17 protein-coding genes are annotated in these 12,844 nt (G+C 72.5%); 15 read left to right on the forward strand and 2 right to left on the reverse strand.

From position 1 onward, the window contains the following. Positions 1-134 precede the first annotated feature (134 nt). Entirely contained in the window at positions 135-1,763 is a 1,629-nt protein-coding gene (locus ACLJQZ_RS12115) for a hypothetical protein (protein WP_410620110.1), read from the forward strand. Positions 1,764-1,797: 34 nt separating this feature from the next. Here the strand turns inward: ACLJQZ_RS12115 and ACLJQZ_RS12120 are convergent, their stop codons facing one another. Beyond that, a complete protein-coding gene (locus tag ACLJQZ_RS12120) occupies positions 1,798-2,406 on the reverse strand; it encodes a TetR family transcriptional regulator (RefSeq protein WP_410620111.1) in 609 nt (202 codons plus the stop codon). Positions 2,407-2,444: 38 nt separating this feature from the next. On the opposite strand from ACLJQZ_RS12120, the gene hisF reads away from it, so the two are divergent. The 8 genes from hisF (at position 2,445) to ACLJQZ_RS12160 (ending at position 6,582) form a co-directional block, all read left to right on the forward strand. Then, positions 2,445-3,218 carry an imidazole glycerol phosphate synthase subunit HisF gene (gene hisF, locus ACLJQZ_RS12125; protein WP_410620112.1) on the forward strand — a complete coding sequence of 258 codons (774 nt, stop codon included), beginning with the start codon at positions 2,445-2,447 and terminating at the stop codon, positions 3,216-3,218. Next, positions 3,215-3,592 carry a hypothetical protein gene (locus tag ACLJQZ_RS12130; protein ID WP_410620113.1) on the forward strand — a complete coding sequence of 126 codons (378 nt, stop codon included), beginning with the start codon at positions 3,215-3,217 and terminating at the stop codon, positions 3,590-3,592. The genes hisF and ACLJQZ_RS12130 overlap by 4 nt, the downstream gene beginning before the upstream one ends. Beyond that, on the forward strand, positions 3,589-3,954 hold the full coding sequence (hisI, locus tag ACLJQZ_RS12135; RefSeq protein ID WP_328442982.1) for a phosphoribosyl-AMP cyclohydrolase: 366 nt from the start codon (positions 3,589-3,591) through the stop codon (positions 3,952-3,954). Before ACLJQZ_RS12130 ends, hisI begins: the two co-directional genes overlap by 4 nt. Further along, positions 3,951-4,313: a DUF1304 domain-containing protein gene (locus ACLJQZ_RS12140; protein WP_410620114.1), complete on the forward strand. Its 363-nt coding sequence runs from the start codon at positions 3,951-3,953 to the stop codon at positions 4,311-4,313. Before hisI ends, ACLJQZ_RS12140 begins: the two co-directional genes overlap by 4 nt. A gap of 108 nt (positions 4,314-4,421) precedes the next feature. Then, complete coding sequence (locus tag ACLJQZ_RS12145) at positions 4,422-4,913, forward strand: hypothetical protein (RefSeq protein WP_410620115.1); 492 nt, start codon at positions 4,422-4,424, stop codon at positions 4,911-4,913. Then, positions 4,913-5,467 carry a hypothetical protein gene (locus ACLJQZ_RS12150; protein ID WP_410620116.1) on the forward strand — a complete coding sequence of 185 codons (555 nt, stop codon included), beginning with the start codon at positions 4,913-4,915 and terminating at the stop codon, positions 5,465-5,467. The genes ACLJQZ_RS12145 and ACLJQZ_RS12150 overlap by 1 nt, the downstream gene beginning before the upstream one ends. A gap of 9 nt (positions 5,468-5,476) precedes the next feature. Beyond that, positions 5,477-6,265 carry a DUF3592 domain-containing protein gene (locus ACLJQZ_RS12155; RefSeq protein ID WP_410620117.1) on the forward strand — a complete coding sequence of 263 codons (789 nt, stop codon included), beginning with the start codon at positions 5,477-5,479 and terminating at the stop codon, positions 6,263-6,265. 14 nt (positions 6,266-6,279) lie between these two features. Further along, positions 6,280-6,582 carry a hypothetical protein gene (locus ACLJQZ_RS12160; protein WP_410620118.1) on the forward strand — a complete coding sequence of 101 codons (303 nt, stop codon included), beginning with the start codon at positions 6,280-6,282 and terminating at the stop codon, positions 6,580-6,582. Here the strand turns inward: ACLJQZ_RS12160 and ACLJQZ_RS12165 are convergent. Continuing rightward, on the reverse strand, positions 6,579-7,211 hold the full coding sequence (locus tag ACLJQZ_RS12165; protein ID WP_410620119.1) for a TetR/AcrR family transcriptional regulator: 633 nt from the start codon (positions 7,209-7,211) through the stop codon (positions 6,579-6,581). The genes ACLJQZ_RS12160 and ACLJQZ_RS12165 overlap by 4 nt on opposite strands. Before the next feature lie 78 nt (positions 7,212-7,289). Between ACLJQZ_RS12165 and ACLJQZ_RS12170 the strand changes: the two genes are divergently transcribed. From ACLJQZ_RS12170 to ACLJQZ_RS12195, 6 genes are all read left to right on the forward strand, one after another. After that, positions 7,290-8,849, forward strand: coding sequence for an anthranilate synthase component I (locus tag ACLJQZ_RS12170; RefSeq protein WP_410620120.1), 1,560 nt, complete (start codon positions 7,290-7,292; stop codon positions 8,847-8,849). A gap of 58 nt (positions 8,850-8,907) precedes the next feature. Continuing rightward, positions 8,908-9,435 carry a Trp biosynthesis-associated membrane protein gene (locus ACLJQZ_RS12175; protein ID WP_410620422.1) on the forward strand — a complete coding sequence of 176 codons (528 nt, stop codon included), beginning with the start codon at positions 8,908-8,910 and terminating at the stop codon, positions 9,433-9,435. 124 nt (positions 9,436-9,559) lie between these two features. Further along, complete coding sequence (gene trpC / locus ACLJQZ_RS12180) at positions 9,560-10,369, forward strand: indole-3-glycerol phosphate synthase TrpC (protein WP_410620121.1); 810 nt, start codon at positions 9,560-9,562, stop codon at positions 10,367-10,369. After that, positions 10,348-11,595, forward strand: coding sequence for a tryptophan synthase subunit beta (gene trpB / locus ACLJQZ_RS12185; RefSeq protein WP_410620122.1), 1,248 nt, complete (start codon positions 10,348-10,350; stop codon positions 11,593-11,595). The genes trpC and trpB overlap by 22 nt, the downstream gene beginning before the upstream one ends. After that, complete coding sequence (gene trpA, locus ACLJQZ_RS12190; RefSeq protein ID WP_410620123.1) at positions 11,592-12,383, forward strand: tryptophan synthase subunit alpha; 792 nt, start codon at positions 11,592-11,594, stop codon at positions 12,381-12,383. Before trpB ends, trpA begins: the two co-directional genes overlap by 4 nt. A gap of 33 nt (positions 12,384-12,416) precedes the next feature. After that, positions 12,417-12,797 (forward strand): MerR family transcriptional regulator, encoded by a 381-nt coding sequence (locus ACLJQZ_RS12195; RefSeq protein WP_410620124.1) that lies wholly within the window; start codon positions 12,417-12,419, stop codon positions 12,795-12,797. Positions 12,798-12,844 lie beyond the last annotated feature (47 nt).

The raw sequence follows: 12,844 nt of genomic DNA on the forward strand, positions 1-12,844 counted from the left end.
TGGTCGCGGCCGTTCACGAGTCCGGGTGAGCGTCGGCTCCGCTGCGTTCCCGGGCCTTCGGCGGTGTCGGGGATCGCCTCGGAAAACCTGTCGGTGGGCCGTGCTTTCCTGAACCGGACGGATCGGAGGGGGAGATGACGGCGGGGAAGCAGCGGGCGGCTCTGGCCGTCTCGGCGGTGCTCGTGGCGGCGTTCGTGGCCGGCCCGTTCGCGCTGGTCGTGGGCGTGGTCTGGGGACTGGTGCGGTTCGGCCGCGGCTACACGCGGCGGTTCACGGCCGAGCAGGTGCGGGAGGGCCCGGGATTCCGGTACCACCTGGCTTCGTTCGGGGTGCTCTACCTCGTGCCCATCGGCGTAGCGGCGACGGCGTACTTCCTGCTGTCGGCGTACCTGCGGTGGTTCGGCGACACGTCGAGCGTCGGCTGGCTGATCTCACTGCAGCGGTTCTTCGAAACGGTGTCGCGGTTCTTCTCGGACCACCTGAAGCTGAGCGAGTTCTCGGTGTTCGCCGTGCTGATCGGCGTCTACCTGCTGACCTGCCTGCTGCTCGCCCGCCGGGACGCCGGGCCGTGGCGCGGGCGGACCGCCGCCGGGCTGGGGCGGGCCGCGGATTTCTACACGAAGTACAGCGGACCGGCGGCCGCCGGGCTGGCCACGCTCGCCTCGCTGACGCTGTTCGGCATGCAGGTGGGCGTGCCGGCCACGGACCTGCAGGTGAAGTTCAAGGTGGCGCAGCAGGGCTACGCCGAGGTGACGAAGAAGCTCGAGGCGGGCCTGACCGAGCGCGTCGCCGGCAAGCTCTACGACAAGGTCCAAGCGGCGTTCCCGCAGTCCTACCGGGACGCGCTCGCGGCGCGGGGCGCGCAGCTGCCGGACCTGCTCGACACCGCGCGGAGCAGCGCCGCGAGCGCCAAGCCGTACGACGTCAGCCTGCCCGCGGTCGACGACGCCGTCCGCGCGGAGACCGTGAGCCGCGACAAGGTCGCGGGGATCGGGCCGGAGCTGCGGGTCGAGACCACCGGCCGGGCGGCACCCGATGAGGTGACGCCGGAACAGGTCGAAGCCGCGCGGGCGGTCGTCGACGCGCGGCCGGCCGAGCCGGGCATCGACCTGGTCGCCGACAGCCGGAAGAAGGTGACGCTGCAGGTCGAGAAGGTGGCCACCGAACGGATCGCGGCGCTCACGAAACCGGTGACGGACGCCATTCCGTTCCTGGACCCGCTGGTGCAGGCGTTCGTCGAGGCAGCGGACAAGGGCCTGCAGGACCGGCTCGCCCGGGCGTACGACCGCCTGGCCGACCTGGTGCTGCGCGCCCCGCAGGATCTCGGCGCGGCGGTCGACCGCGAGGCCGCGGACCTGGTCCGGCAGACGGACGTCGACAAGCCGGTCGCGCACGCCACGCCGCGCGCGGAGGACCTGGCGCGCACGTTCGCCACGACCGTCTCGGCGCTGCGGGACGCCCCGGTTCAGCTGGACCAGAAGGTCACGGAGGTGATCGAGGCACGGCGGCCACCGCCGGAGTACGACCCGTCGGGCAAGCTGAGGCTCACCCTGCCGGACCTCGAGCCGCTGCGGCTGCCACCGCCGGAGTACTACAGCCTGCGGTACCCGTACGACTACGGCCTGGGCAGCTACGGAACGCGCGACTACGGCCTGCACGGCTACACCCCGCCGGACACGTTCCGGGTGCCCCCGGAGATCGCCCGGGTACCCCGGATCGCGCCACCACCACGGGTGAGCATGCCGCGGATCTTCGTCTGGTGACGGCAGCCGGGAGCAGCCCGCGCGTCCGGGCGAACTAGACGGATCGGGTGGCCGGAACCCGACCGCCGGGTGCCGGGTCGAGGTAGTACTGCGCGACCGGGGCGAGCAGCGCGACGAGTTCCTCGTCGCCGGCCTCGGCCAGCGGGGGCAGTTTGATCACGTAGCGCAGCAGCGCGACCCCGATCATCTGCGCGGCGATCCCGGTGACGCGCACCGGCGGCACGTCGAGCGCCTTGGCGACCTCGGCCAGCACCGTGCGCTCGATGAACTGGCGCATCATGAGCGCGACCTGCTCGTTCGTCGCCGCGGCGCGCAGCATCGCGAGGAACGGCGTCCGCCCCTCCGGCGCGGCCCAGAGCGCCAGGAAGGCGCGCACCAGCCGTTCGCCCACGCCCGAGCGCGGGCCCGTGAGGATCGCCGGGACCAGCGAAGCCGGGTTCACCGGCAGGTTCATCGACGCCGCGAAAAGCTGCTGCTTGCTGCCGAAGAAGTGGTGCAGCAGCGCCGCGTTCACCCCGGCGTCGGCGGCGATCCCGCGGACCGTCGCGCCGTCGTACCCCAGCTCCGCGAACCGGTGCCGGGCCGCGTCGAGGATCTTCTCCCGCGTCTCCGTCCGCCCCGGCCGCCGCCCCGCCTGTGCCATTGCCCGAGCTTAGAACGCCCTTGACTACGCTTGCGGTCATGTCTGTCGCGGTGCGGGTGATCCCCTGTCTCGACGTCGACGCGGGCCGGGTCGTGAAGGGCGTCAACTTCGCCGGCCTCCGCGACGCCGGCGATCCCGTCGAGCTGGCCCGGCGTTATGACGCCGAGGGCGCCGACGAACTGACGTTCCTCGACGTCACGGCGTCCTCGGGCGACCGTGAGACCACCTACGACGTCGTCCGCCGCACCGCCGAGCAGGTGTTCATCCCGCTGACCGTCGGCGGCGGCGTCCGCAGCAACGACGACGTCAACCGGCTGCTGCGCACCGGCGCGGACAAGGTGAGCATCAACACCGCCGCGATCGCCCGGCCGGAGTTCCTGCACGAGGCCTCGCGCCGGTTCGGCGCCCAGTGCATCGTGCTGTCGGTCGACGCGCGCCGCGTGCCCGAAGGCGGCGAAGCGACGCCGTCCGGCTTCGAGGTCACCACCCACGGCGGGCGCCGCGGCACCGGCATCGACGCCGTCGAGTGGGCCGCGCGCGGCGAAGAGCTCGGCGTCGGCGAGATCCTGCTGAACTCGATGGACGCCGACGGCACCAAGAACGGCTTCGACCTCGAGCTGATCGAAATGGTGCGCAAGGCCGTGCGGGTGCCGGTGATCGCCAGCGGCGGAGCGGGGGCCCTGGAGCACTTCCTGCCCGCGGTGCGCTCCGGCGCGGACGCGGTGCTCGCCGCCAGCGTGTTCCACTTCGGACAGTTGAAGATCGGCGAGGTCAAGACCGCGCTGCGCGACGGCGGGGTGGAGGTCCGATGAAGTCCTGGCGCGCACCCGTCGAGGTCAAGGTCGTCGCCGCCCTGCTGATCGGCTTGCCGGTGGCGTGGGCCCTGCTCGACCTGATCCCCGTGCTGAGCGCGGGCTCGAGCCTGGCCATCTACCGGACGCCCGCACTCGCCCTGATCCTCGGCGGCGTCGTGACCACCGGGCTGGCGGTGAAGCTGGGCGGCGCCCGGATCGGCGGCCTGGTCGTCACCGTGGTGTTCGCGCTGCTGCACGCGTTCCTGCTGCTGGGCGCCGAGCTGTGGTTCAACAAGGTGTTCTCCGGCCTGTCTTTCTTCGGGTACGGCTACGCGTTCGTCCTGTTGAACTCGATGCCGCTCAAGCGGCACCTGCTGGGAGCCGAAGCATGACCCTCGACGCGGGCGTCTCGGCGCGCCTCAAGCGCAACGCCGACGGCCTGATCGCCGCGGTCGTCGTCGAACACGCCACCTCGGACGTGCTGATGATGGCCTGGATGAACGACGACGCCCTCGCGGCGACCCTGTCCACCCGCCGGGGCACGTACTTCTCCCGCAGCCGGCAGAAGCTGTGGGTCAAGGGCGAGACGTCCGGGCACTACCAGCACGTCCGCGAGGTCCGCATCGACTGCGACGGCGACACCGTCCTGCTGCGCGTCGACCAGACCGGTCCCGCCTGCCACACCGGCACCCACACTTGTTTCGACACCGAGGAGCGCCTGCTCCTGGCCGACGAGAAAGAGCACACCACGTGAAGATCGCCGCCGACATCCTGGTCGGGCTGGTCGCCCTGATCCATGTCTACATCGTCGTCCTGGAGATGTTCCTCTGGACCACCCCGCGCGCCCGCGCGGCGTTCGGGACCACCGAGGAGTTCGCCGAGGAAAGCGCGCCGCTGGCCGCGAACCAGGGGCTGTACAACGGTTTCCTGGCCCTCGCGCTGGTCTGGGGCCTGATCGCGAGCGACCCCACGGGCTACCAGCTGAAGCTCTACGGCATCGTCTGCGTGATCATCGCCGGCGTCTACGGCGCGGCGACGGCGAACAAGCGGATCCTGTTCGTGCAGGTGGTGCCGGGCGTGGTGACGCTGATCGCGCTGCTGCTGGCCCGCTGACGGCGGCAGACCTGCTCCCTTGCACGCTCGGCGGGCCCGCCGGGTTGCCTGTCACCGCTGTGCTTCTGATCGCCCTCCGACCTGGGGTTTTCGCTCTACGCTGAGCGAATGGGGACGAGGGTGCGGGCCGTGCGCGACTACCGGGAACTGGTGCGTCCGCGTCGGAGACGCCCGGCTCGCCGTGGCGACCTCGCCGTGGTGTCTTCCGTCCACGTCGGACACTCCCGGTCCCGGCGACGCGGCGGAGACAGTGCGCCGGCGTCCGCGACCGTGCTGTTCGTCGCGGCGGACGACCTCCTGACGCACGGCTCGCGCCGCCGGCAGCGGCGGTACCGCGCGGTGGCGGAGCCGGGGGCGCGGGGCTACCGGCTGGGCAAGGAGCACGCCGAGCTGGTGGTCTGGTTCGACGGCGGTGGCGCGCTCGGCCTCCGCACCACTCCGTCGCTGCGAACCCTGCGCGTGCCGCGCACCCTCGCCGAGGTGCCGGTGCCGGTGCGGGTCGGCGAGGCCGGCCAGGACAGGGTGGTGGCCCTGCTACGCCGCGACGGCCGTGAGCTCGTGGTGCCGGTGCCGGCCAAGGCGCCCCGGTGGGAGGCGTGATGCCGGACTTCGCCGAGTGGCTGCCGCCGGGCCGGGCGGTCGAGGGGGCCGGCCGGGCCGCGACCCTGGTCGCCCGCCGGTTCCGCCGCGCGACGATCGTCGCCGTCATCGTGGTCCTGTGCACCGCGCTGGTCCTCTTCAGCCTCCTGATCGGGGGTGAGCCCGTGACGGCGATGCTCTTCTTCCTGCCCTTCGCCGGGGCGGCCCTCTTCGACTGCATCCGCTGGTACCGGCGCGCGGAAGCCGCGCAGCGGACCGGCTGGCGGCCGGCGACGGTGACACTCGGGCCGGCGCGGAGGCGGCAGACCTGGGCGACCGTGGCGGTGAAGTTCGCCGACGGCAGCCTGATCCGGCTCCGGACCTGCGACCTGGGTCTCTCCGGGCAGGCCCTGACCGGACTGCCGGACCTGCCCGCGCTGATCGGCGGGCGCGGCTCCGCGTTCACGGTCCTGATCCTGCCGAAGCCGCCGTGGCGGGACCGGCCGAAGCTGATGACCGCGTCGGCCGAGACCTACCGGTGGTCGCCGGTCCCGCGCCGCCGGCCGAAACCGTAGGCTGGCCGGGTGGGGAGACGCGGCGCTCGGGCGCCGGGGCGGTGGCGCACCGCGTGGCTCATCGTGGCGGCGTACGGCGCGGCGGCGTTCGTGACGTTCGGGACCGGCACGGTGTGGTCGTTCCTGGTCTCGCGCTACGAGTTCGAGAACGGCGAACTCGCGGCCGATTTCGCCGTGCTCGGCGGCTCGCTCGCGGCGATCGTGGTCGCGGTCTTCCTCGCGCGCCGGCCGGACCGGCGCGGCGCGGCGGTGCTCGCCGGCCCGCCGAAGGCGGCCGGGCGGCCTCGGGTCGGCACCACCGCGAACCCACGCCCCCGCAAGCAGGTCCGCCTCGCGTGGGGTTTCGCCGCGGTGCTGTACGGCGTGCTCGCGGCGGGTGTGCTCGGGCTGTCGGCGCTGGATCTCGGCCAAGCCGACCTGTTGGCCACGGGCGCGCGGACCGGCGGAGTCGTGCTGGACGTCCGGGACCCGGCCCGCGGCACGCCGACGATCGAGGTCCGCTACACCGTGGCGGGCGAGTCACGCGTCGCGAAGATCACGTGGGACTCGGGCCGGCCCTACTTCACCGGCGAAGGTGTCACCGTCGTCTACGACCCGGCGGATCCCGCGCACGTCCGGACGCCCGAGGAGAAGAACGACGACCGGTTCCTCGTCGGGCTGTACGTGGTGCTGCTGCTCATCACCCTGGTGCTGCTCCCGTTCCCCGTAGTGGTGGCCACGCACGCGGGTCGCGAAGGCGGTACCCGGTTTCTCCGCGGCTACCGGCCGGGTGACCGGCCGCTGTCGCCGGAGAGGTAGCGGCCGCGAACGGTGTGACCGGGAAGGTGCTGTGGTTCGACGACCGGACGAGAGCGCAGGCGATCCGCGTCTCCTACGACGTGCGGGGTGAACCGGGCTACGCCACCATCCCCGTGACGTCGGGGCGCTTCCCTCCGGTGGCGACGGCGGCACGCGGCGGTACCTACTTGTGGCACCAGCCCGCACGGCCGGCGTGGGCCGGCGGGGCGGGCCCGGACATGGTCGTCCTCTTCTCGCGCGGCAGCCTGCGCCGGCCGTACGCGGTCCCGGCGTTCGGGCGGACGTCGCGCGCCGAGATGGGCCGGCGCGTGCCCTAACCGATGTCGCCGCTGATGTAGCGCTGCACGTTCGGCGCCACCGCCGCCACCAGCGTTTCGACGTCCGCCGCGGCCAGTGGCTCGAACTTCGCCACGTAACGGATCATGCCCATGCCCACCAGCTGCGACGCGCAGAGCGTGGTGCGCAGGGGGATCTGGTCGGAGCCGACCGACGAGAGCACGTGCGTGAAGAACTTCTGGAAGAAGTCGCGCAGCACCTGGCCCGCCTGCTCGTGGCCGGCGACGCTGCGGATGAGCGCCACGAACACGCCGCCGCCCGCGCTGTCCCAGCGGGTGAGGAACGTGCGGACGATCCGCTCGCCGAACTCCTCGTCGGGGCCGTCGCGCAGGGTTTCCAGCAGCTCCAGGGGGTCGAACGGCAGCTCGAGCACCGCGCGGGCGAACAGGCCCTCCTTGCTGCCGAACCAGTGGTTGACCATCGCGGCGTCGACGCCGGCGCGGGTGGCGATCGCGCGGACGGTCGCGCCGTCGTAGCCGTTCTCGGCGAACACCGACCGCGCGGCGTCGATCAGGGCCGTGCGCGTGTCCTGGCCCGCGGGCCGGCGGCCGCGTCGGCGCGCCGTAGTCTCGGGGTTGTCGGTGGTGCTCACCACCCCATCATGACTCATCCGCGATCCCGAATTCAACATTTGCTGAATTCAGGACCCCGCGCGGCCCGGTTCGCGTGGGGCTGCACAATGAGTTCCATGGTCAGCGCTTACGCCGGTTCCACCGGCCCCGGCTCAGTCAGCCCGTCCCGCGAGGACTTCCGCGCCCTCGCCGAGAGCCGCCGCGTGATCCCGGTCGTGCGCCGGGTGCTCGCCGACGGCGAGACGCCGATCGGGGTGTACCGCAAACTCGCCGCCGACCGGCCGGGCACCTTCCTGTTCGAGTCCGCGGAGAACGGCGCCTCCTGGACGCGCTGGTCGTTCATCGGCGTCCGCAGCCCGGCCGCGCTCACCGTCCGCGACGGCGAAGCGGTCTGGACCGGCACCCCGCCGGTCGGCCTGCCGACCGAGGGCAACCCGCTCACCGTGCTGCGCGAGACCATCGAGGCGCTGCACACCGAGGCGCTGCCGGGCCTGCCGCCGCTCACCGGCGGGATGGTCGGCTACATCGGCTACGACGCCGTCCGCTGGCTCGAAAAGCTGCCCGAGCTGGCCGAGCGCGACCTCGACATCCCCGAGCTGACCATGCTCCTGGCCACCGACCTGGCCGCGTTCGACCACCACGAGGGCACGGTCACGCTCATCGCGAACGCCGTCAACTGGGACGACTCGCCCGAGCGCGTGGACGCGGCCTACGACGACGCCGTCGCCCGGCTGGGCGCGATGACCGAGCAGCTGCAGGTGCCCGCGCCCGCCACCGTCGCCGCGTTCGACCGGCCCGAGCCGGAGTTCACCCGGAAGCGGACCAAGGAGGACTTCCACGCCGCGGTCGACAAGGCCGTCGAGGCGATCAAGGCGGGCGAAGCGTTCCAGATCGTGCCTTCGCAACGCTTCGAGATCGAAACCGGCGCCGACGCGCTCGACGTCTACCGCGTGCTGCGGACGTCCAACCCGAGCCCGTACATGTACCTGCTGCGGCTCGACGGCTTCGACATCGTCGGCTCCAGCCCCGAGTCCCTGGTCACCGTACGGGACGGCAAGGCGACCACGCACCCGATCGCGGGCACCCGCTGGCGCGGCGCCGACCCGGAGGAGGACGCGCAGCTGGCCAAGGACCTGCTGGCCGACGAGAAGGAGCGCGCCGAGCACCTGATGCTCGTCGACCTCGGCCGCAACGACCTGGGCAAGGTCTGCAAGCCGGGCACCGTGCGCGTCGTCGACTTCTTCCAGATCGAGCGCTACAGCCACGTCATGCACATCGTCTCCACCGTCACCGGTGAGCTGGCGGAGGGCAAGACGGCCTTCGACGCGGTCACCGCGTGCTTCCCGGCCGGGACGCTGTCCGGCGCACCGAAGGTCCGCGCGATGGAGCTGATCGAGGAGCTGGAGCCGGTGCGCCGCGCGCTGTACGGCGGCGTCGTCGGCTACCTCGACTTCGCCGGGGACGCCGACACGGCGATCGCGATCCGCACCGCGCTGATGAAGGACGGGATCGCGCACGTCCAGGCCGGGGGCGGGGTGGTCGCCGACTCGGTGGCGGACTACGAGGACACCGAGTCGCTGAACAAGGCGCGGACCGTGCTGTCCGCGGTCGCCGCGGCCCAGACCATGGTGCCGGCGGGCCGGCTCGACCCGGCCGCGGACGCCGCTCGTGTCTGAGCCGGAGGTGGCGGACCCCGAAACCACAACGGCGCGCCCTTCCCGGCGTCCACTGTGGATGATGGTGGTCGCGCTGCTGCTGGGCGCGCTCGCGCTGTGGGGCGCGGCCAAGCTGACCTGGTACGCCGAGTTCCGCGACGGCGGCGTCCGCGGCACGGTCCTCTACCGCGAGACCGGCGAACAGCGCGCGACGGCGCTCGTGCCGCTGGCGCTGCTCGCGCTCGCCGGGGTGGCCGGCCTGATCGCCACCGGCGGCTGGGCCCGGCGTGTCCTGGGCGCCGTGCTGGCGCTGGCCGGCGTGGCGGCCGGGTGGGCCGGCGTGGCGGGTGCCCGGTTCACCGGCTGGGCCGACGGGCTGCCGGTGACGCAGATGCTGCTCGGGCGCGGCCTGGCCGTGCTCGGGGGAATTCTCGTCGCCGCCGGCGGGTTGGCAGCGATCAAGGGTGCCGGGCGCGGTGCCCGGCTCGGCGCGAAGTACGCGGCCCCGGCCACCCGGAAGAAGGTGCGTGATCCGGACGCCGAGCTGTGGGAAGCGCTGTCGGAGGGCGAGGATCCCACGGAGGGTGGCGGACGGCATTCGGAGTAACGCGCACACCCGGAACCGGGCGCTTCGGATGCGGGGGTTAGCATCGTTTCGGCGGGAAGGGGAAGGTTTTTGTGAGCGACCTTGCGAGTGAAACCGTGACCACGAGCCCGGGCGGGGGCGCCCGGTGAGCGTGCTCGAAGAGATCGTCGCCGGCGTGCGGGAAGACCTCGCCGTGCGGGAATCCGCGCTGCCGTTCGACCAGCTGAAGATCCGCGCGGCCGCCGCGCAGCCGCCCCGCGACGTGATGACCGCGCTGCGCGAGTCCGGCATCGGCGTGATCGCCGAGGTGAAGCGCCGCAGCCCGTCGAAGGGCGACCTGGCCGACATCCCCGACCCCGCCGCGCTGGCCAAGGACTACCAGGACGGCGGCGCGCGGGTGATCAGCGTGCTCACCGAGCAGCGCCGCTTCGGCGGCTCGCTGGCCGACCTCGACGCCGTCCGCGCGGTCGTGGACATCCCGGTGCTGCGCAAGGACTTCATCGTCAGCCCGTACCAGGTGCACGAGGCCCGGCTGCACGGCGCCGACATGGTGCTGCTGATCGTCGCCGCGCTGGAGCAGAACGCGCTCGCCGCGCTGCTCGACCGGGTCGAGTCGCTGGGCATGGCCGCGCTGGTGGAGATCCACAACGCCGAGGAGGCCGACCGGGCCCTCGAGGCGGGCGCCAAGGTCATCGGCGTCAACGCGCGCAACCTGCACACCCTCGATGTGGACCGCGACGTCTTCTCGCGGCTGGCCCCCGGCCTGCCGATGGACGTCTACAAGGTCGCCGAGTCGGGTGTCCGCGGGCCGGGCGACCTGATGTCGTATGCCGGACACGGCGCCGACGCGGTGCTGGTCGGCGAAGGCCTCGTCGCCTCGGGTGACCCGAAGGGCGCCCTGGTCAAGCTGGTCACGGCCGGATCGCACCCCGCGTGCCCGAGGCCGTCCCGGTGACCGAAGAGCACGGTGCCGCCGAACCGCAGACCTCACACGACCCGGACGAGCGTGGCTACTACGGCCCGTACGGCGGCCGGTTCATGCCGGAGGCGCTGATCGGCGTCGTCGACGAGGTCGCCACCGAGTACGAGAAGGCCCGGCACGACCCCGAGTTCCTGAACGAGTTCAACCGCCTGCTTCGCGATTACGCCGGCCGCCCGTCGCTGCTCACCGAGGCCAAGCGCTTCGGCGAGCACGCCGGCGGCGCGCGCGTGTTCCTCAAGCGCGAAGACTTGAACCACACCGGCTCGCACAAGATCAACAACGTGCTGGGCCAGGCGCTGCTTACCAAGCGCATGGGCAAGAAGCGCGTCATCGCCGAGACCGGCGCGGGCCAGCACGGCGTGGCCACGGCCACCGCGTGCGCGCTGCTCGACCTCGACTGCGTCGTCTACATGGGCGAGGTCGACACCGAGCGCCAGGCGCTGAACGTGGCCCGCATGCGGCTGCTCGGCGCCGAGGTCATCCCGGTCAAGACCGGTTCGCGGACGCTGAAGGACGCCATCAACGAGGCGCTGCGCGACTGGGTGACCAACGCGGACAGCACGCACTACCTGTTCGGCACGGCGGCCGGCCCGGCCCCGTTCCCGACGATGGTCCGCAACTTCCACCACATCATCGGCACCGAGGCCCGCGCGCAGATCCTCGAGCAGGCCGGCCGCCTGCCCGACGTCGTCGCGGCCTGCGTCGGCGGCGGGTCGAACGCGATCGGCATCTTCTCGGGCTTCTACGACGACCCGTCCGTGCGGCTGGTCGGCCTGGAGCCGGGCGGCGAGGGCATCGACGGCAACCGGCACGGCGCGACCCTCACCAAGGGCACCCCGGGCACCCTGCACGGCGCGATGACGTACCTGCTGCAGGACGACGACGGCCAGACGGTCGAGTCGCACTCGATCTCGGCCGGGCTGGACTACCCGGGCGTCGGCCCGGAGCACGCGTGGCTGAAGGACACCGGCCGCGCCGAGTACCGCCCGATCACCGACGCCCAGGCGATGGACGCGTTCATGCTGCTCTCGCGCACCGAGGGCATCATCCCGGCGATCGAGTCGGCGCACGCGCTGGCCGGCGCGCTGGACCTGGGGCGCGAGCTCGGCCCGGAGGGCTTGATCGTGGTCAACCTGTCCGGCCGCGGCGACAAGGACATGGACACAGCGGCGAAGTGGTTCGGGTTGGTGGACAAGTGAGCGGGCTCGACGACCTCTTCGCCACGACGCGCGCGGAGGGCCGCGGCGCCCTGATCGGGTACCTGCCGGCCGGCTTCCCGACCGTCGAGGCCTCGAAGGACCTGATCGCGGCGACGGTCGACGGCGGCGCGGACCTCATCGAGGTCGGCGTCCCGTACTCCGACCCGGTGATGGACGGCCCGACCATCCAGGCCGCGTCGGTGACCGCGCTGGACAACGGCTTCCGCCTCAAGCACGTGTTCGAGGTCGTCGAGTCGATCGCGGCGCGCGGCGGCCGCGCGGTCGTCATGACGTACTGGAACCCGGTGCACCGCTACGGCGTCGACCGCTTCGCGCGCGACCTCGCGGCGGCGGGCGGGCTCGGCCTGATCACCCCGGACCTGATCCCGGACGAAGCCGGCGAGTGGATGACCGCGTCGAAGGCCCACGGCCTCGACCGGACCTTCCTGGTGGCGCCGTCGTCGTCGGAGGAGCGGCTCGCCCGCACGGTGGACGCGGCCTCGGGGTTCATCTACGCGACCGCGGTGATGGGCGTGACGGGCGCGCGTGACCAGGTCGGCGCGGGCGCGGAGGAGCTGGTGCGCCGCACGCGGGCGCACACGAAGCTCCCGATCGGCGTCGGCCTCGGAGTGCGCTCGGGCGACCAGGCGGCCGAGGTGGCGGCGTTCGCGGACGCGGTGATCGTGGGCTCGGCCCTGGTCACGGCGGCGGCGGAGGGTCCATCGGGAGTCCGTCGCCTGTCGGAGGAGCTGTCCGACGGCGTCCGGCGGGCCGTCGCGACCGCTTGACCTGGACCGCACTCCAGGTGCCACCCTGGGCCGGTGACGTCCTACACCCCGGCCCAGGTGACCGAAAAGACCGGCTTCACCATCGACACCCTGCGGTACTACGAGCGCATCGGCCTGCTGCACCACGTCGGCCGCACGGCGGGCGGCCGCCGCACGTTCACCGACCAGGACGTGGAGTTCCTGCAGCTCCTGCGCTGCTTGCGGTACACGGGCATGCCGGTCGCGGAGATGCTGCGCTTCGTGGAGCTGCTGCGCTCCGGCGACGCGACGCAGGACGAGCGCCTCGAGGTCCTGCGCGACCACGAGGCCCGCGTCGAGGCCCAGATCGACCGGCTGCGCGAGCACCAGGAGCACATCCGGTTCAAGATCAAGCTGTACAGCGGCGCGTCCGAACTGGCTGTCGCATCCTCGTGACGCCATCACCCGGCTCAGAACTGTCGGTGGTGGTCCGCATACTCCCC

The organism is Amycolatopsis sp. cmx-8-4 (assembly GCF_046548675.1).
In the GTDB taxonomy this organism is placed as follows: domain Bacteria; phylum Actinomycetota; class Actinomycetes; order Mycobacteriales; family Pseudonocardiaceae; genus Amycolatopsis.

Coding starts and splice junctions, on each gene's coding strand:
- ACLJQZ_RS12115 (WP_410620110.1), top strand. CDS start 135: ATGACGGCGGGGAAGCAGCGGGCGGCTCTGGCCGTCTCGGCGGTGCTC.
- ACLJQZ_RS12120 (WP_410620111.1), bottom strand. CDS start 2,406: ATGGCACAGGCGGGGCGGCGGCCGGGGCGGACGGAGACGCGGGAGAAG.
- hisF (WP_410620112.1), top strand. CDS start 2,445: ATGTCTGTCGCGGTGCGGGTGATCCCCTGTCTCGACGTCGACGCGGGC.
- ACLJQZ_RS12130 (WP_410620113.1), top strand. CDS start 3,215: ATGAAGTCCTGGCGCGCACCCGTCGAGGTCAAGGTCGTCGCCGCCCTG.
- hisI (WP_328442982.1), top strand. CDS start 3,589: ATGACCCTCGACGCGGGCGTCTCGGCGCGCCTCAAGCGCAACGCCGAC.
- ACLJQZ_RS12145 (WP_410620115.1), top strand. CDS start 4,422: ATGGGGACGAGGGTGCGGGCCGTGCGCGACTACCGGGAACTGGTGCGT.
- ACLJQZ_RS12150 (WP_410620116.1), top strand. CDS start 4,913: ATGCCGGACTTCGCCGAGTGGCTGCCGCCGGGCCGGGCGGTCGAGGGG.
- ACLJQZ_RS12165 (WP_410620119.1), bottom strand. CDS start 7,211: ATGAGTCATGATGGGGTGGTGAGCACCACCGACAACCCCGAGACTACG.
- ACLJQZ_RS12170 (WP_410620120.1), top strand. CDS start 7,290: ATGGTCAGCGCTTACGCCGGTTCCACCGGCCCCGGCTCAGTCAGCCCG.
- ACLJQZ_RS12175 (WP_410620422.1), top strand. CDS start 8,908: ATGATGGTGGTCGCGCTGCTGCTGGGCGCGCTCGCGCTGTGGGGCGCG.